Annotated in this window: 15 protein-coding genes; 9 read left to right on the plus strand and 6 right to left on the minus strand. The window is 26.7% G+C overall.

From position 1 onward, the window contains the following. The first annotated feature begins 8 nt into the window (after positions 1–8). Positions 9–1061, plus strand: a complete 1053-nt coding sequence (locus tag QMG63_RS02640; RefSeq protein ID WP_281861465.1) for an NAD(P)H-dependent glycerol-3-phosphate dehydrogenase — start codon at positions 9–11, stop codon at positions 1059–1061. A 14-nt stretch (positions 1062–1075) separates the two neighbouring features. On the opposite strand, the gene QMG63_RS02645 is transcribed toward QMG63_RS02640, so the two are convergent. From QMG63_RS02645 to QMG63_RS02665, 5 genes are all read right to left on the minus strand, one after another. After that, on the minus strand, positions 1076–1342 hold the full coding sequence (locus QMG63_RS02645; protein ID WP_281861467.1) for a PTS sugar transporter subunit IIB: 267 nt from the start codon (positions 1340–1342) through the stop codon (positions 1076–1078). A gap of 5 nt (positions 1343–1347) precedes the next feature. Continuing rightward, a complete protein-coding gene (locus QMG63_RS02650; RefSeq protein ID WP_281861469.1) occupies positions 1348–2724 on the minus strand; it encodes an aminopeptidase in 1377 nt (458 codons plus the stop codon). A 164-nt stretch (positions 2725–2888) separates the two neighbouring features. After that, a complete protein-coding gene (locus tag QMG63_RS02655; RefSeq protein ID WP_281861470.1) occupies positions 2889–4880 on the minus strand; it encodes an EAL domain-containing protein in 1992 nt (663 codons plus the stop codon). Positions 4881–4931: 51 nt separating this feature from the next. Beyond that, entirely contained in the window at positions 4932–5891 is a 960-nt protein-coding gene (lgt, locus tag QMG63_RS02660; RefSeq protein ID WP_281861472.1) for a prolipoprotein diacylglyceryl transferase, read from the minus strand. 10 nt (positions 5892–5901) lie between these two features. Further along, a complete protein-coding gene (locus QMG63_RS02665; RefSeq protein ID WP_281861474.1) occupies positions 5902–7035 on the minus strand; it encodes a P-loop NTPase in 1134 nt (377 codons plus the stop codon). A gap of 493 nt (positions 7036–7528) precedes the next feature. Between QMG63_RS02665 and QMG63_RS02670 the strand changes: the two genes are divergently transcribed. Genes QMG63_RS02670 through QMG63_RS02695 form a run of 6 tightly spaced genes read left to right on the plus strand, consistent with a single transcriptional unit; the run spans position 7529 to position 13595 of the window. Next, a complete protein-coding gene (locus QMG63_RS02670) occupies positions 7529–8959 on the plus strand; it encodes a S41 family peptidase (RefSeq protein ID WP_281861475.1) in 1431 nt (476 codons plus the stop codon). Positions 8960–8962: 3 nt separating this feature from the next. Beyond that, positions 8963–9691, plus strand: coding sequence for a 16S rRNA (uracil(1498)-N(3))-methyltransferase (locus tag QMG63_RS02675; protein ID WP_281861476.1), 729 nt, complete (start codon positions 8963–8965; stop codon positions 9689–9691). Continuing rightward, positions 9684–10277: a hypothetical protein gene (locus tag QMG63_RS02680; protein ID WP_281861478.1), complete on the plus strand. Its 594-nt coding sequence runs from the start codon at positions 9684–9686 to the stop codon at positions 10275–10277. Before QMG63_RS02675 ends, QMG63_RS02680 begins: the two co-directional genes overlap by 8 nt. A gap of 47 nt (positions 10278–10324) precedes the next feature. Further along, on the plus strand, positions 10325–10810 hold the full coding sequence (locus QMG63_RS02685) for a CarD family transcriptional regulator (RefSeq protein WP_011772308.1): 486 nt from the start codon (positions 10325–10327) through the stop codon (positions 10808–10810). 34 nt (positions 10811–10844) lie between these two features. Beyond that, positions 10845–11786 (plus strand): hypothetical protein, encoded by a 942-nt coding sequence (locus QMG63_RS02690; RefSeq protein WP_281861479.1) that lies wholly within the window; start codon positions 10845–10847, stop codon positions 11784–11786. A gap of 15 nt (positions 11787–11801) precedes the next feature. After that, positions 11802–13595 carry a hypothetical protein gene (locus tag QMG63_RS02695; protein WP_281861482.1) on the plus strand — a complete coding sequence of 598 codons (1794 nt, stop codon included), beginning with the start codon at positions 11802–11804 and terminating at the stop codon, positions 13593–13595. Between the two features lie 2 nt (positions 13596–13597). Here QMG63_RS02695 and QMG63_RS02700 read toward each other — a convergent pair whose 3' ends face one another. Next, positions 13598–14713 (minus strand): hypothetical protein, encoded by a 1116-nt coding sequence (locus tag QMG63_RS02700; protein ID WP_281861484.1) that lies wholly within the window; start codon positions 14711–14713, stop codon positions 13598–13600. A 123-nt stretch (positions 14714–14836) separates the two neighbouring features. On the opposite strand from QMG63_RS02700, the gene QMG63_RS02705 reads away from it, so the two are divergent. Continuing rightward, positions 14837–16396 (plus strand): hypothetical protein, encoded by a 1560-nt coding sequence (locus tag QMG63_RS02705; protein WP_281861486.1) that lies wholly within the window; start codon positions 14837–14839, stop codon positions 16394–16396. A gap of 9 nt (positions 16397–16405) precedes the next feature. After that, on the plus strand, positions 16406–16684 hold the full coding sequence (rpmB, locus tag QMG63_RS02710) for a 50S ribosomal protein L28 (RefSeq protein ID WP_281861487.1): 279 nt from the start codon (positions 16406–16408) through the stop codon (positions 16682–16684). The last annotated feature ends 5 nt before the right edge of the window (positions 16685–16689 follow it).

Genomic DNA, 16689 nt, shown 5'->3' on the forward strand with positions numbered 1-16689 from the left:
AGGTATATATGAAAATATCTATAGTAGGAGCAGGGGCTTGGGGAACTGCTATTGCTAAGGTTTTGGCATCTAAATTTAAAGATAATATTTTAATATGGTCTTTTGAAGAAGATGTTAAAGAGAGCATTAATAATGATCATGAAAATGTCAAGTATTTAAAGGATATTAAATTACCAGATAATTTGGTTGCAAGTTCTAATTTGCATGATGTTGTAGATCAAGCCGATTATGTTTTTGTTGTGACACCTTCTCTTTATACTTTAAATGTTTTGAATAAATTGAAGAGTATGTGCACTACTAAAAAGTTTAATTTGGCAATCCTTACAAAAGGTTTTTTAACAATTGATGAAAGGCCTCGTACGATTGTAGATGTTGCAGAGAGTGTTTTAAGTGACTATAAAGATGAAATTACCTATATTGCGGGACCAAGTCATGCTGAAGAAGTTGGACTTGGAATTATTACAGGACTTGTTGCTGCCAGTAAGAATAGAGCCAATGCTTTTGAATTTATTAATTTATTTAGTGATACTTCTATTTCTATGTTTTATAGTGATGATATTCTTGGGGTTCAAATAGCATCGGCTTTGAAAAATATATTTGCAATTGCATTTGGAATTTTGGATGAGTATAAAATTGAAAATCCAAATCTGATAGGCAATAATACAGAGTCTTTTTTATTCTCAGTTTCTTTAAATGACATGAAAAATATTGCATTTAAGCTTGGTTCTTGCAATTCAGAAACATTTTTATTTTTAGCTGGTTCTGGGGATTTAGATGTTACTTGTAGAAGTATTTTTGGAAGGAATAGACGATTTGGTCGTGAAATTGTTAGTAAAAATATCTTAGAAGGTTTGGCTGGTATAGATGATTTGATAAATCATATTCATAAAATTGGTTATTTGCCAGAGGGAGTGATTGCTGCTAATGAAGTTGCTATGCTTTTTAAATTTTTAGGTAGTGATTCAAGTTGTAATAATTTAGCAAGCATAGTGTATAAAATTTTAAATAAAGAATTAAGACCCGAAGCTGTCATTGATTATATAAGAAATTTTAAAGTTTAGGACCCAAACGGGTCCTATTGTGTTTTTTTATTCATCATATACACGATATTGTTATAAACGTTATCAATTATTTCAAAGTTCATTACAATTTCTGTAAATTCATTTGACTTAATTGCTCCTATAATATTTTGATCTTCTGTTAAATTTTTTCTCTTAACTAGAGAATTGCTATCAACTAATATTTTTATTCTAGTTAGGTCTTTGTCTACTTGTTTGATATTTGCAATGCCCCCAAAACATTTTAAAATGTGTTCTGATGTTTTTATTGTTTCTTTATTCATGTTTATCACCCCTTAAAAAATGCTTTATAAGCCATATAAGAAGTATATACGTCAAATTTAGAGGTTATTTCAAATGGTGAGTGCATACTAATGACACCAGGTCCTATGTCTATTGTTCTTATGCCATAATGTGCTAAGAATTTTGCAACAGTTCCTCCACCACCTTCATCTACTTTTCCAAGTGTGGCTACTTGCCAAGCTATTTTATTTTTATTTAGCAAATTTCTAATATAAAAGACAAGTTCAGCATCAGCATCACTAGCCATGATTTTACCCCCGTGACCTGTATATTTCGTGATAGATATTCCATATCCTAATTTGGGTGCGTTTTGTTCGTCATGAACCGATTTGAATAAGGGATTTATTGCACCGCTAACATCAGCAGATATACTTTTTGAGTTCCATAATACTTTTTGAACAAGGAGATTATTATATTTGTTCTGTTCAAGTTTAAATATTATGTCTGATACAAAGTATTCAAGATATCTTGAGTTTAGCCCGGTTGATCCAGTAGATCCAATCTCTTCCTTGTCAACTAGAAAACATATAGCAGTTTTGCTTGGTGTTTCTTCTAAATTTAGGATAGCTTCTAGTGAAGTGTAAACGCACACCCTGTCGTCTTGACCATAAGCACCAATTAGTGCCCTATCAAATCCTACGTCTTTTGCTTCTCCTGCTGGCACTATTTCTATTTCTGCTGAAACGAAATCATCTTCTTCTATTTTGTATTTTTCTTTTATTAATTTTAGAGTGGCAGATTTTACTTTTTCTTTTTCTTTAGTCTCAATAGGTAAGCTTCCAATTATGATTTTTAAATTTTCACCTTCAATGATGTCATCAGCTTTTTTGTCTCTTTGTACCTTTCTGTCAAGATGTGGCAGGATGTCGGGAATTACAAATACGGGATCATTCTTATCATCCCCGATGTTAATCTCTACTTTTTCTCCGTTTTGCAAAAATATTATTCCCCGTATTGATAGAGGAAGGGATAACCATTGATATTTTTTGATACCACCATAATAATTTGTCTTCATCATTGTCAATTCGTTCTCTTCAGTAATTGGTGATGGTTTAGCATCAAGTCTTGGTGAATCTGTGTGTGATACAATGAAATTAATTCCGTTTTCAATAGGTTCTTTTCCGATAAATACAAGAGCAATATTTTTATTGCGACATGTGTAAAAGATTTTATCCCCGGCTTTGAGTTCTTGTTTTTCACAGGCATTAATGAAACCTTTTTCCTTTGCTCTTTGTATAGCGTAGTTGGTGGCTTCTCTTTCAGTTTTAACTGTGCTTAAAAATTTTTTGTATTTTTGAGTAAATTCTAAAATGTTATTTCTATCTTCTTCGTTTAAAGAAGTCCAAGGATTTTGTTTTGTCATTGAAATTTCTCCTCCTAATTATTTATTATAACATTCTATTCTTTTTTTAATGCAGTTTAATAATATATAGAAAATAGGGTTTAGTTGCTTTGCAAATCTGAGTTTTTTAATTATTTTTAAGATAAAATGAGTTTATAGTATTTAAGAAAAATTTTTGTATATTTTTAGATTGGCTCTGGTTTATGCCACAAAAATCCTTGTCCGTAATCTATTCCTATCTCGTTTATCTTTTTAAGTATTTCTTCATTCGATACAAATTCAGCTATAATTTTTATTTTTTTTGTGTCAGCAATATCTTTTATTGATTTTATTATTACAAGATCTGTTTGACTAGAATTTATTACTTGAATGAAAGAACCATCTATTTTGATGATATCTATTGGCAAAATTTTAATGTATGAAAGTGATGTATATCCGCTGCCAAAATCGTCCAGTGCAAGTTTAATTCCAAAGGTTTTAAGTTCGTTGAAATATGTGTTGATTAATTCAAAATTTTCTAAAATTCCAGTTTCTGTTATTTCTAAGCATATGTTTTGAAGTGGGACATGGCTTTTAAGAAGTGTTTCTTTTAGGAACATTCTGAAATTTTTGGACTTAAGTGAGTATGGTGAAATATTTATTGAAAAGATATGAACACCATTTTTTGCTACGAAATTTGTATATTCTCTCAATGCTTTAGTAACTACCAGTTTATCCACTTCAACAGTTAAATTGTACTTATCTATTAGGCTAAATACATTGCCGTTTGGGATAGGAGTTCCTGTATAGTCAAAAAGTCTTGTTAATATTTCAATTTTGGGTTTTAAATCTTTTTTAAGAGGCGTAATTTTTTGATAGTAGAGACTAAAAAAGTCATTCTTTATTGCTTTTATTATATATTCAAATATTTTGTTTTGTTTTTTGATAAGTATTGTTTCTGGTAATTCATCTTTGTATAAAATAGGCGTAGAATCTTTATATTCATCGGATATTTTTGTTGCTATTTTTAATTTTGAAATCTTTGTCTCTATATCTTCTTTTAGGTTTACTTCTATTATCCCTATGTTGAATTTAAATATTATAAGGCCTTCTTTTTTAAGTTCTCTTGAAATGGTTTTTTTGATTTCTTCTGCAATTGAAATTAGTCTTTGTTCTCCTCCTCTTGTGGATATAATGACTATTAAATTATTGTCTTTTAATCTAAATATGTATTCTGAATAAAATGACATTATTCTCGAAGTAATTTTCTTAAGTATCTTTAAGTTGGAGTTGTCTCTCTTGTCTTTATATTCATATTCTGTATTTATGTGTAAATCCAGATCAAATAAATATATCTTCTTATAAGAAGATTCAATTTGATTTATCAATAGCTTTTCAAGTCCTTTAATGTTATAGAGATCTGTTTGTTGATCGATAATTGTGAGATCTTGAATATTATGCTTAGATTTTAACTCTGATATGTCTTTTATTGTAATTAGTTTATCAATATTATTTTGAGCAATTGTACTGATAAATAAGTCTACTATTAATTTTTTGTTATTTTTAATCTTTAAAAGGCAGTTGGTTATTAGTATGTTTTTGAATTCGGGGATATCATTTATATTGTAACTTAAATCTATTTTTGTATCTTTTTCTAAATCAATGATATTGATGTCACTTATTTTATTTGTTTTGCCCCCAATCTTTATTGGGAGTTCAAGTTCTTTGCTTCCTTTTTTGTTAATGTAAATGATATCATTGTCAGTATTTGTAATGATCACTATTTCTTGAATAAGTTCAGATAGATTTAGGAAAAAATTAAGATTGGCATTATTATTGTCATAATAAAGTTTTTTTTGTTGTATGAGTTTGTGTTTATCGTTTAATTCACTAATATTTTTTAATATTTCTATATAATTTGGCCTATATACTACTTTATTTATAGATTTGTTATCTATGATAATAGAATGAATGTTATTAATGCTTTTTAAGTCATTTGCCGTATTGATTGAAAAATCTATTGGTTTTTTGTGGTTATAAATAATAGCAAATTTAATATTACTTTGCTTGATATATTCATTAGAGATATTTTTTCTAGATTTTACTATTTGTGATATTTTAAAAATAGATTTGATCTTTGTAATATCATTGTCATTAATTGTTTCTTCAGATATTACAATTGCATTTTGGTTTTTCATCTTATTTAAATAAATTTATATTAATTTTGGTATAAATCTATATTTTGTGATTTATTTCTTTAGTTTTTCCGATCTTGTTTTGGCCCATGAAAGCCAAATTATTCCAGATAATATTAAAATTAATGAAAATATTTGTCCTATTGATATGTTTAAAAATGAAAAATCTAATATGCTTTCAGGTTTTTTGTAAGTTATAACAAATCCTATTTCCTTGTCTGGCTCTCTTAAGTACTCGATAGAGAATCTAAATAGTCCATAAAGAATTATGTATACTCCAAAGATAAAACCGTCATATTTTTTTATTTTCTTAAAAATAAACCATAGTAATAAAAAGGTTACAGTTCCTTCAAATAATCCTTCAATGAGTTGTGATGGAATTCTTGGTAGGTTAATAAACAAATCGTGAGGTAGTATTTCCAGTCCAATTGATTCTGCAAATTCTCTTACTCCTTTCTGACTTACTCTAAAAGGTTCTGCATTGGGAAATATTATACCGCCTTTCATTGGTCTTCCATAAAGCTCTGAATTTGCAAAATTAGCAAATCTTCCAAGTATATATCCTGAAGAAAAAGCTATTGCTCCGTAATCAGTTATCTTTCTGAAGTATTTCTTTATATTTGTGTTTTTAAGTTCGGTATTTATCATTATTATTGATGCAATAATTACTCCGAAAAATCCCCCGTGTATTGCCATTCCTCTAAAACCTGTAAAATTCCAGTTTTGGTCAAATGGCAGGAAGATGAGCCATGGGTGTGTATAATAAATTCCACTCCTATCATAAATCAAAGTAGATGTTAGTCTTGCGCCAATTATTGCTCCCATAGTAAGCGAAAACATTAGTTTTTCATAATTACTTTTTTCTATGTTAAGTTTATCAGTTTGTATTTGATACCAAATGAATTTATAAGAAATTATTATTATGATAATATAAGATAGGCTATACCATGTAATGGGGATGCCTTTAATTATTTCAGGATGTAACCAACTAGGATAATTTATGTAATTCGGCATTTTTTTCTCCTTAGTCTTTTTTTAATTGTGCAAATAATTTTTTTTTAAACATTATATTTTGTTTTCTTAATGTTTCAATTTCTTTTTGTTGAGATTTTATTATATCAATAATTGCATTATTATCTATTGTTTTGTTCATTAGTAACGATTCAAGATATGCATATTTTTCTAGATATTCATCTTGCGTTTCTTGAATTACAAAATGATGGCTTTCGTTTAAATCATCTTCGCTTAAAAGTTCTACATCATTTATTATGGTTTCAAGTTCAATTAATTTTTTTGCTATTTTTTTAATACTTTTGGAAGTTAAGCTTGTTGGTTTATAAATAGTTATTGGTATTTTATGGTTTAGTGCTTTGTCAATAAGCTCGTCTTTATAAATTGAACCTATACTTTGTAAATTTATATTTAAATAGTTTTTTGCAGATTTTAGTATCCTTTCAATTTTTTTGATGTCGTCAGGTTTGTTTAACATGTTAAATATTATGAAAGGGCTAAACTGTGAAAATTTTTTCATGAATTTTTCATAACTTTCAGAATCATAATTTTCTATTTTAAGTAACAGATTAGGTATATATATTTTTTGTAAATCGCTAGAGTCTTTTTTTATGTTAGATATTAGTTTGTATGCTTTTGTTTCTTTTGTAAATATTTTTGATATAAGCCTAAAGACTACATTTTTTAAGAATAAATAAGCATTCATTGTTGCTGTTACTGTTGGGATCGTTATTATTACTCCGCGATTTGAAATTAGAAAGAAATCTATTGTATTAAATGTTGTGCCAGCACCAAGGTCAATTATTAGGTAATCATAGTTTAAGTTCTTTAAGTTATTTATTATTTTTTTCTTTTGAAAGATGGCTATATTTGCAAGTTCAGGAATATCTGAATCTCCTGCAATAAAGCTTAAATTTTTTATTCCTGATTCAATTATTATGTCTTTAAAGGGAATTTTTGTTTTAAGAAAAGTTCCAATACTCTTTTTAGGTATGATATTTAGCATAGAGTGTAAATTTGAACCGCCAAGGTCAAGATCGACAAGTAATACTTTTTTCCCTTCATTTGCAAGACAAATTGCAATATTTGTTGAAAAAAGAGATTTACCAACACCTCCTTTTCCACTAGCTACAGGAATGATAATCAAATATTTACCCCGTTATTTTATCCTTTATTTTTACTAAAATTAAAATCACTGCGTTAAATATAGTATAAGTTATTATTATTCCTAGAAGTATAAATAGCCATGGTTGATATACATATAATAAGTCAAGGCTTAATCCCAATATAATAAGTAAAAAAACCATTATTATTTGAAAGGTTTTTGTTATGATGATTAAGTTGTGAAGGATTTTGAATTGTTCATACAGTATGTAGTTTGTTGTTAATATTGATATACATAATTCTGGTGAAAATATGATGAATGCTATCATAAACTTGATAGAGGAGTTATTTATAAATATTGTTTTCTCAGCAAATCCATATAGTGCTAACAATATTAATATACTTGCGACTGTTTGTAAAACAAGAACGAGACCTGTAATTATTCTTTTTGTTTTTGAGTTATTTGTCTTTAACATAATCTTAAAATATTATATTATGAAGATAAAATCAAGTTTTATTTATGTAGGAATTATTCAATGAGAAATAAATGTTTAATATTTGTATACTTTGTATTAGCCTTGAGTATCAGTTCTTCAGTTATTGTAGAATCTATCTTTGCACAAACGGATCCTTCTAAGGGTAAGATGTCTGCGTCCACTTATGGTCAAATGATGATGGATGCTTTTAATTTTATTAAGAGGAATTATGTTGAGCCTGTTGATGATGATGTTATTTTTGAAGGTGCTTTGAAAGGTATGTTTAAAGCATTAAATGACCCTTATTCACAATATTTGACAAAAGAAGATTTAGTAGAAATTTCAAAGACTACTGAAGGAAATTATGTTGGGATTGGAGTTTCTATTGTTAAGAAAAATGTTCCTATAAAATCTGATACTTCTGTTCTTGACGCTTCTTATGTAATGATTATTACTGCTTTTGAAGAGGGGCCTGCTTATAAGGCCGGAGTTAAGTCTGGTGACTACATTACGGATATTGATGGTAAGAGTACTACTTTAATGACAATAGAACAAGTAGGTAGTCTTTTAAAAGGAAAAGCGGGTACTAAAGTTAAAATTTCTGTTTTAAGAGATAAAGATTTAAAACTTGAATTTGAACTTGTTAGAGAAAAAGTAGATATACAAACTGTTAAACATGATGTTATTAATAAAAGTGTTGGGTATATTAAGATATTAAGTTTTAATCCAAATACTAATACATATTTTAAAAAAGCTTTTGAAAAACTGCAAGCTCAGAATGTCAAATCTTTGATTTTAGATCTAAGATTTAATACCGGGGGTTATCTTCAAGATGCAATAGAGATAGCTGATGATATTTTGGCTGAAGGACTTATTGTATCAACAAGGGCAAGAGATTCTAATGTTCCTGTGGAATACAAGGCTAGTTCTTCACATATAGTGCCTTTGGACATGCCAATTGTTGTTTTGATTGATAAACATTCAGCATCAGCGTCGGAGGTTTTAGTTGGAGCTTTGAAAGATAATAAAAGAGTTTATGTTATAGGTGAAAAATCTTATGGTAAAGGAGTAATTCAACGTATATTACCTTTCTATACTGGAGGATTTAAGATTACAAATTCCAAATACTATACCCCTTCTGGTCACAGTATTCATAATGTTGGTATTAAGCCTGACTTGGAAGTTGGGGAGAGAGAGTTTTCTGAGACTGAGGTCTCAGCATACAGACAAATTCTTGATAAGAAATTAGTAGAAGGTTTTTTAAATAGCAGAAAAAACAAAAAATTTATTACTGAGAAAGAAATAGATGCTTTTGTAAATAAGATTCTTAAAGAACATTCAATCCATAATATAGATAAGGATATTTTGGGACTTTATATATTTTCACAATTTTATCAAGACACACATAATGAAATGCCAATTTATAATTTACATTATGACAAGCCTTTAAGAGCTGCTTATGAATATCTTGTAAAGGGGACTAAAAATTAATCTGTGAAACAAATAGTCTTAGACGATACTTGTTTATTTGATAATGATATCATTATTGATGATGTTAAGATTTATCACTATCTTGTTGATGTAAGAAGAGTTAAGGTAGGTGACATGTTAAATGTTCTCTTAAGGGGAAGAGAAGTAAGGTTTGCTGAAATTTCTAGGATAGATAATAATCTTATTAAACTCTCTACTTTAAAGATAGAAATGCTTAAGAAGCGTGATTTTGAAATAAGTATATTTATATCTAGTCTTAAGGGTAGAAAATTAGATTTAAGTTTAAGACAAGTTGTTGAAATTGGTGTAGATCATATAAATATTGTTAATGCTGATAATTCTGTTGCTAGAATAGATATGGATGATTTGGAATTTAAAAGGTCAAGATTTTTAAAATTGATTAATGAGGCTTTAAAGCAAAGTGGTAATACCCAAGTGCCTAGTATTAATTTTTACAGAAATTTTTTTAGCATTCCTTATTCCTCATCTGTGAATTATTATGTTGCTCATAAAGAAGGTGTTTTACTAGGTTGTGGTGAGGATATTAGTGATTTTGGTAAGATTGGAATTTTAATAGGTCCTGAGGGTTGTTTTTCAAAATCAGAAATTGATTTCTTTAAAAAATTAAATTTTAAATTTGTAAGATTTAATACCCCAATTTTAAGAGCGGATACGGCTATTGTCTATTCACTTGCTCATTTTAAATTATTATTAGAGGATAATAATGGCTAATTTAAAAGATATATATTCAAAACCAGATAGAATATATTTCTTTGGAATCCCAATAGATGTGTTTAAGAGCAGTGATAAATTGATTGGTCGATTTGAATATCTTGTGTCTTATCCATATCATTCGATGGTTATTTTTATTGATTGTAAGTCTTTGCTAAAATTTTTGTTTTTTAAAAGGTTTAGAAATCTTGTTAGGAATTCTTCACTTGTTTTTTCAAATTCTAAATTATTAAGAGCTCTTTGTAAGTTTTTTAAAAGGATCGATATTGGCTGTTATGATTCGAATTCGATTTTGCTTGTTTTGATGAGTGTACTAGAAAATACATATAAAACGTGTTATATTATTGATAAAGATAAAATAATTTCTAAGAGAAATTTTTTAAGATTAAAAGAGTCACATAAAGAAATTAACTTTATTGGTTATTATGATTTGAAAGCTGTTAAGAGAAACAAAGAAATGTTCTTTGCCAATATTAATAAACTCACTCCTAGTATGATAATAAGTTTTTGTAGTGATAGTTATCTTGAGTATTTGTTTTATGTAAATAAATTTGGCATTAGAACTAATTTGAGTGTATTTTTGTGATTTTTTTAATTATTAGATATTGGTGAAAATTTATATGAGGTAAAAAAATGGCATTTGTATTAGATCAAGCTGTAGTTTATCCAATGCAGGGAGTGGGAAAAATAAAAAACATTCAAAATAAGGAATTTAATGGCGAGTTTATTGATTATTATGAAATATATTTTCCATTTAATGAAATGACTTTCATGGTTCCAGTCTCTAGAGCAGATGATCTTGGAATTAGAGCCTTGGTAAGTAAAGAAAAAGTAGAAGAAGTTTTCAATATCATTAAAGACTTTGAAGAGCAAATAGATCAAAAAAAGATAAAAGATGGTAGTCATGATTTTTATAAACAAAGTGATATATTAAGTACTGCTAAATTGTATAAATTTTTGTATACAAAATCTATGCAAAAAGAATTGCCTTTCTATGAGAAAAGAATTTTGAATGATTTTGAGTTGATTTTGCAACATGAGATTAGTTTAGCCTTGCAAATTAGCTTTGAAGAAGCTAAACAAAAGATAAAAGAAGTTCTGTCTATGGGAAAATCCTAGATTGTTTATTGTTTATAACTTGTAGGAACTTATTATGTTGAGTATTTTGAGGTTTATTTTTTTAATATCTTTCAGATTTATTGTTATGTTTTTTATCTTTTCCTTAATGTTTGTTTGTACATCTTACCTGAAATATAAGTTTTTACAAGCGAATCTTTCTATTGTAAGTTTTGAACTTTATTATGATGCTTATCTTTATGCTTTTCCTTTATCTTTAGTTACTACTTTTATGAGAATTGCTTATCCTTTCAATGTAAAGACGTTGCGCGTTTCTGGAGTTTTTTATGGTATCGTTTTTATTTTTATATTGCTTTTATCTTATTTTGGATTCTTAGCATCTGCTAATTTTAATTCTGTTTTTTTGGACTTTCATAGCAGAGGTGAAAAAATTATTAAAGATGGGGTAGTGCATTTTTTTGATGATAAAATAGTCTTTTATAGTGATGATGTTAAATCATTTGGTTTTAAAGGTATTTTAAAAGTTGAAGATAATGGGTTTAATGAGGGAGATTTTAAAACTTTTTCATATGATTCAGATTTTTCTGAATCTGATATCATGAATTTTAATATAAATTCATTTTTTACTCAGAAATTGTATAATAATTTAATTAATTATGTTTTTAATGACTTGGATACTTTGAATAATTTTTTGTTTTCTTTAGAATCTTTTAGTTTGATTTTTAATATATTTGGATTTGCTTTACTTTTATTTTCATTTTCTTATGTTTTTAATCTTATATTTTCAAGTGGTTTATCTTTTTTTCTTTATCCCATTTTTATTATATTGTTTTTTAAGGTTTATAATATTTATGCGATTGAATTTCCTGAGAGTTTGGATTTGATTATGGGCGAAAATGTAGTTTCTAATTATGTTCCTTTTGTTTTTTGTGTACTTACTTTCTTTTCTACTTATTTGATTAGCTTTATTTTTAAGTATATTAGGGTGAGTGAAGGATTTGATAATAGTTTACGTTAAACTAATTTGTTTTGTATGAAAAGAGAATTATATACATTTGTAAGTAAATTTTTTATTCTTTTACTTTTATTTATTTGCTTTGTTTTTTGTTACACGTATTTCTTTGGGGCAGATTATTTAGACAAACATGTATTCATAGCCACATTTTTTGATACTATTTTAACTGTTTATCATTATTTTAATGGATTTTTTATTTTCTTTGTTTTAGTTTATTTTATCTTTTTAGCTAAACATGAGACACGACTTTATCTAAGAGACTATAGAGGATATTTATTTAAAAAACTCTCTCCATTCATGTTTCTGTTTTTTATAATAGGCATTGTTTTTATGTTTGTTTTTAACTCTGTTATGTCTTATATTCTTACTCAAAGAAGTGAATATAAATATAACTATGAAAGATATAATCTTCTTGCAGGTCAGGCAAATGCGATAGTTAATAAGGTTAAAAGTATAGATATAAATTTATCTTCAAATAAGACATTAGATGTAAATGAACTGATAGAGGTTTTGCAACAGAAGAAAAAATACCTTGAAGAGTTGCTTAGAATGTATGAAAAAATGAGACTTATTTCTGATAATGATGAACTTTCAATTAATTATTACTTGACTCGGTCTGAATATGATAGAATGCCTATTTATGATGTTGATTTGGAAAAAGTTAGAAAGACGCTCAAAGTACATTTGATTAAAAATTTGACGAAGAGGGATTTTCAAGATATTGTTAATGGATTTATTTTTAAAGGTGATTATTCTACAGCTAATTATTTTGCTTATATGGGATTGGTTTCGACTAGAGATGATGAATTTGCTGCACTTTTAGATTTAACTTTTAAAGCTATTAATGAATATAAAAATATCGAAATTGAAAAGAAGTCTTCGATTTTTGAAGAGAAGCAAAAAAATTTTTTATATCTCAATACAGAAAAGTTTAAGCCTGCATATTATGGCTTTTTAAAGCTTCATAATTTATTTCCAAATGATAATGAAATCTTAAATTATATGAATAAGTCTTTAGAAAAGCTTAAGGATAAGTATTTCTTTTTTGATGAGATTGAAAAGCATTACGAGCATTATGGCATCAATGATATATTTTTGTTTCAACCTAATTCTGGTAATGGGACATATGATTATATTTATATGCAAAAGGTTGTAAATACTATTTCTTCTTATATAAAGATAATTAAAAATTTTGAGCTTATTAGATTTAATAGCTCAGGTAATGTTATATTGCATATTAAAGTACCATTTGCTACTTTTAAAGGCGATTGGGTTTATCAAAACGTTTTAGATAAGAAAAATGAAAATAGTGACGTTACTGCCACTAGAATAATTGTATCGCTTACAGACTTTGATTTAAGTAATACAAAAATCATTAATATTAATAATGATGTTAATAATTTGCGTTTATTTTCAAATTTTGGTAAAGATAACATTTTTTTGCCCATTCAAGTTCTTTTAGGTGCTTTTAATAGAGTTAGAACGTTTAACTTAATACTGATAAGTGTATTTTCTTCAAGTCTTTTTTTAATGATGAGTCCTATTTTATTAGTTTTTTTTGGTGTTATGTTTATAGCTGTAGCTTCTAAGATAAGTTTTGAATTTGATTCAAAACTTATGATATTTCTTATATCTTTAATAATAGCTATTTTTTCAGGTATTATTTCGCTTTTTATAAATTATTTATTATTGATTTTAATAGCACTCTTTATTCAAATATCCGTTAATATATACATATCTTTTATTCTGATTTTTTCTATCCTGTTTTTTATTGTGTTGCGTGTAATACTAGTTAATTATAAAGAAGCATGATCTTAATTAGAATTTGTGTTGTTTATATTGGATAAATATAATTCATTAATCATGCGATTTTCTTTTTCTATTTGTTCTTTATTGAGAATATATGAATTTTTGTTTATGTAATTTTCATCTATAATAAATGAAGGTATTTTTTTTATTATGTGTTTAAATTTTAAATTTAAACCTTTATAGGGTGTAAATCCGTTTACAAATCCAAAATGTTCATTGAATTTTACTTTTTCTTTAAGTTTAATTAGTGATTTTTGTATCTCTTGGTTTAGTATCCATTGAATAAATTTTTCTATAGGTGTTGATATTTCTTTAACCCCCATAAAGCTTATGTTGCATATTGATGATTTTTTTTCTTTATTTGTTAGATATGAAAAATTAATTTTGTCTTTTATATCTTTGTTTAAGCTATTGTAATATGTTAAGTTAGTTAATCCTGCAATTAAAATTGTTTTCTTTTGAAATAATATTTTCTCTAAATTTAAATATTTGTATTTTTCTGTGAAGTTTTTGTGTAACGCAAGTTCATTTGTGTCTATGAAAGATTTAAAGTGTTTTATCATATCCGACATTTTTTTTTCATTATATTCTGGCTTGTTGTTTCCAAAGTAAAAATTTATGTTATTGATTTCAGATATTGTGTAAAATAGATTTTCAGAAATGTATGGAGAGATAAAAAGTTTTTTTTTCTTTTGAAAGCTTTTGTATATTTCTTTAATATCTTGTGTATCAATGTATTTTTGTATGTTATGTTCATTTTTATATATTAAAATTGGGATATCAAAGCTTAAAGGGACAATTTTGTATGTGAATTTTTCAGATATATTATTCAATATTGGATAATCTGAGTAATAGTATTGTTGAATATTTTTAAAGTTTTTAGTTATGTTTATGTTGTCTATATTTTTTGAGATAATTACTTGCGCATTTTCTTCATTAATCGTTTGCATGTTGATATGTTTTCTATATTTAATGATAAAATTAGTTTTATTTTGTATATTGAATTGGTTTATATAAAATGGCATGATTTTGTTATCAGTTAATATAGTGATGGTATCATTTTTTGAACAACTAAAAATTAAAGTAAACACTATGATCAAAATTGGTTTCTTTATACACATAAAAAATTATTTGTTTTATTTTCTTCCATTTTACAATAAATTATGTATAATTTTTATAGTTATTTTATAATTTTAGATCTCTTTGAGAACCTCAGATTTTAGTCTTAAAGGAGAGTATCTGGTTTGAGTTTAGTTGATTTTTTAGTTTCTATCTTTAATAGAGAGCTTACTCCTGAACAAGTGAAGCAAAGAAGACTTAGAGAGGTAAAAAATAATCTAAGTAAGGTAGGCAATTTTTTTAGTGCTTCAAAAATTCAGGCTTTGCCTCAATTTGCTAAGTTTATTTATAGTCTTTATAAAGCGTTTATGCCTTTCAAGTTTTTTGTACAAAGATATCGAACTTCAAATAAAATAATTCATTTTGTTGTTGAAAAGTATTTAAATGATAGTCAAAAGCAAGCTTTAGAATATATTTATTCTTTCTCATCTAATGATATAGTCAATTTTACACCTGATATATCTAAGAATTTGGATAGTAATTTAAATTATTTGTTGAACAATATAACTCAAGAACAAATTAGATTGATAGATGAAACTTGTGGTGCTTTGGATATCTTTTTTGACTTAGTCTTATATCAGTATTATTCAATTATTAAGAATTTTGATAGTTTATTTCCAGAAAATGATTTTATATATAAGCCAAGATTTAATGCGGTTAGTTGTGGTGTAATCCTTGATGATATTAAAGATTTTTTGGAATGTATATATTCTATTAGAGATGTTTCCATTTGGAGAAATCTCTACGATATTCTTTTAGAAGTATATGGAGATAGGGACAATTTCCCTATTAAACCAAATGTTTGGCTTAAGATACTAACCTCTATAATTGAGATAAATAAAAATAAAGAAATTTTATATCTTATAAGGTATGTTAGTGGTGATCCTGATTATTTGCCTATATCTGGTGTCAAAAAGTCAAAAGTAAAGGCAAAATTATTTTTTAATGATCTCTCTAAACATGTTTCAAATGAAAGAGCAAAGATTGAAATTTTGCAAAAAAATAGTAAATCTAAGCTTTTAGCCGAAAAATTATTTCCTGGAATGACTCTTGTAAGTTTAGAGAATTATAGTGAACGTATGCATGCTAAGATTACATCTACAATTGTAAATACTACTGGATATGTTTACTCTGATCTTTTAGTTTATTTAAAAACCCATGTGGTTAATTTTGTGAAAAAGGATCTAAGTGATATTATTAATGTCCTTATTATTAAGGGACAGTGGAAAGATATGGAAGTTTCTAGAGATATTTCTAATGATATTCATTCTTTAGTTGGTATTTATTCCAATATTATTGATTTTGATAATAATCTTGGCGAACAGGGTACTTATGGTAATAGAATAAATTCGCTTTTGCACAGAATTTCTATTGGGGATAAATCTTCAGAGAAATTACTGTTAAATATAATAGCAGATATTAATAAAAAGGCTTTTATTTTATTGAATGAGTATTATTCAGTAATTAAATCTTTGGAGAAACGTTTGAATGATTGTTTAGACGATTATTTTAAACCTGCTTTAGAAAAGGAGTTTATTTATAATTGGAAAGAGCTTGATATTGAGCTTGTAAAAAGTTATGGCAATAATGTAAACTTTGGTAGTATAATTAAAAATGTAGTTGATAGTTTAAATTTATTTTTGAAGTTGATGGATTTATATCTGGAGAAGAAAAATACAGTTTAGGAGATTTATATGGGAAGAGAATGCGAAATAACAGGTAAGAAGACAATGTTTGGGAACAATGTTCCAAGGAAGGGACTTGCTAGAAAAAAGGGTGGAGGGGGACAACACATTGGTGTAAAGACCAGGAGAACTTTTAAGGTAAATTTGATAAATAAGAAATTTTTTGTTCCTGAGCTTGCAAAAAGTATTAATATAAAAATTTCTGCAAGTACTTTAAGAAGTATTTCGAAGTTAGGTCTTAGTGTTTTTTTGAAGAAAAATTCCAAAAAGATAGAAGATTTTATTTAAAAATT

It is taken from the genome of Candidatus Borrelia fainii (genome assembly GCF_027925085.1).
In the GTDB taxonomy this organism is placed as follows: Bacteria; Spirochaetota; Spirochaetia; order Borreliales; family Borreliaceae; genus Borrelia; species Borrelia turicatae.